The organism is Pseudomonas sp. P5_A2_2 (genome assembly GCF_054177685.1).
This window is the reverse complement of sequence record NZ_JBGCUL010001007.1, coordinates 1-1,582: the sequence shown is the minus strand read 5'-3', so window position 1 is coordinate 1,582 and position 1,582 is coordinate 1. Positions and strand designations below refer to the sequence as shown.

Annotated in this window: 1 protein-coding gene; it reads right to left on the bottom strand. The window is 60.3% G+C overall.

All coding sequences use genetic code 11. The annotated features are described in order from the left end of the window. Positions 1-66: 66 nt before the first annotated feature. On the bottom strand, positions 67-1,582 hold a 1,516-nt coding region (locus ACXRVY_RS28265), incomplete at its 5' end, for a bifunctional aminoglycoside phosphotransferase/ATP-binding protein (RefSeq protein ID WP_458238862.1).

Genomic DNA, 1,582 nt, shown 5'->3' with positions numbered 1-1,582 from the left:
CGCCAGTATAGTGCCACTATTTGACAGTCGTGAAGCCAGTGCGGGCCTCACGACTGAAATAGTTTCTTACAGGCCTGGCAGGCGCTGGCGAATTTGCGCGACAACGGTATCGAGCGTCCCGCTTTCATTGGTCTGGACGCGCTTGCTGCAGAGGATTTCTGCGGGCGTCAGCGCTTCACGGCTGGCTTGCTGGGCTGCGATAACAGCCAGGGTGGCATCGGACGGGTCTTTCTTGTCTGCCTGACGCACGGCCAGCCAACTCTCGATCACGGCCTGTGGCGCATTGCAATCGAGGATCAGGAAGGGTGCGCCTGTGGCTTCGGCAACCTTCGCGGCACTCTCGCGCTGATCACGCTTGAGGTAAGTGGCGTCGACCACCACCGGGAAGCCCGCACGCAGGATGATGTCGGCGATTTCATGCAGGCGGGCATAGGTCGCCGCGCTGGCGTCGGCACTATAGATGCCGGCCTGTACGTCATTCTCGACGGTTTGCTCGCCAAACAGACGTTTGCGTTCGACATCGGAGCGCAGGCGAATCGCGCCCAGGGCTTCGACCAGACGCATGGCGACATGGCTCTTGCCGACGGCGGAAACACCGTGGGTAATGGCCATGAAACGCGAAGGAATGGTGCTGTAGCTTTCCGCCAGGTTGGCGTAGTTGCGGTACTGGCGCAGGGTTGTGGCGCGTTGCACCGCAGTGGCGTCGGCCGGCATGCTGAACAGGGCAACCTTGGCGCGAACCAGTGCGCGGTAGGCTTTATAGAAGTTCAGCAGTTCGAGGCCGCGATAGTCACCGGTCAGCTCCAGGTACTGGCTGATGAAGCGGCGCGCCAGGCACTTCAGGCCGCGATCTTCCAGGTCCATCGCCAGGAAGCCGGTGTCGGCATAAACGTCGGTAAAGCGAAACGGTTCGTTGAATTCGATGCAGTCGAAGATCACGACCTTGCCGTCGATCACGGTTGCGTTACCCAAGTGGATATCACCGTGGCATTCACGAATGAAGCCTTCGGCCTTGCGCTGGGCGAACAACGGTTTGAGGCGTTCGAAGCTGCTTTCGGCCCAGGCTTGCAGGGCGTCGAGTTGCAGCAGATCGGCTTTGTCGCTGAGGAACGGACGAATCTGTTCGAAGTTCTGCCGCACCGGCGCCATGACGCTGTCCGGGGTGCCAGCTTCGTGCCCGGCCGGCACTTTCGGTGCGCTGAGGTGGAAGCGGGCGATTTGCTCGGCCATCTCGTCGATGTGCGCGGTGGTCAGTTCGCCATTGGCTTGAAGGGTGCTGAGCAAGCCGTTTTGCGGGAACTGGCGCATCTTCAGTGCATATTCAATGGCCGGGCCTTCACCCCCCAGTTGCGGAGCCTCGGCACTGCCGGTGACGGGCAGCACTTCGAGGTACAAATCGTCGGTCAGACGCTGGTTCAGGCGCAGTTCTTCGGCGCAAAAGTGTTCGCGAGCCTCAAGGCTGGTGAAGTCGAGAAAGCCGAAATTGACCGGCTTCTTCACTTTATAGGCATAGGGACCAGTGAGCAGTACCCAGGAAATATGGGTCTCGATGACCTGGAATCCGTCTACAGGGTGCGGGTAG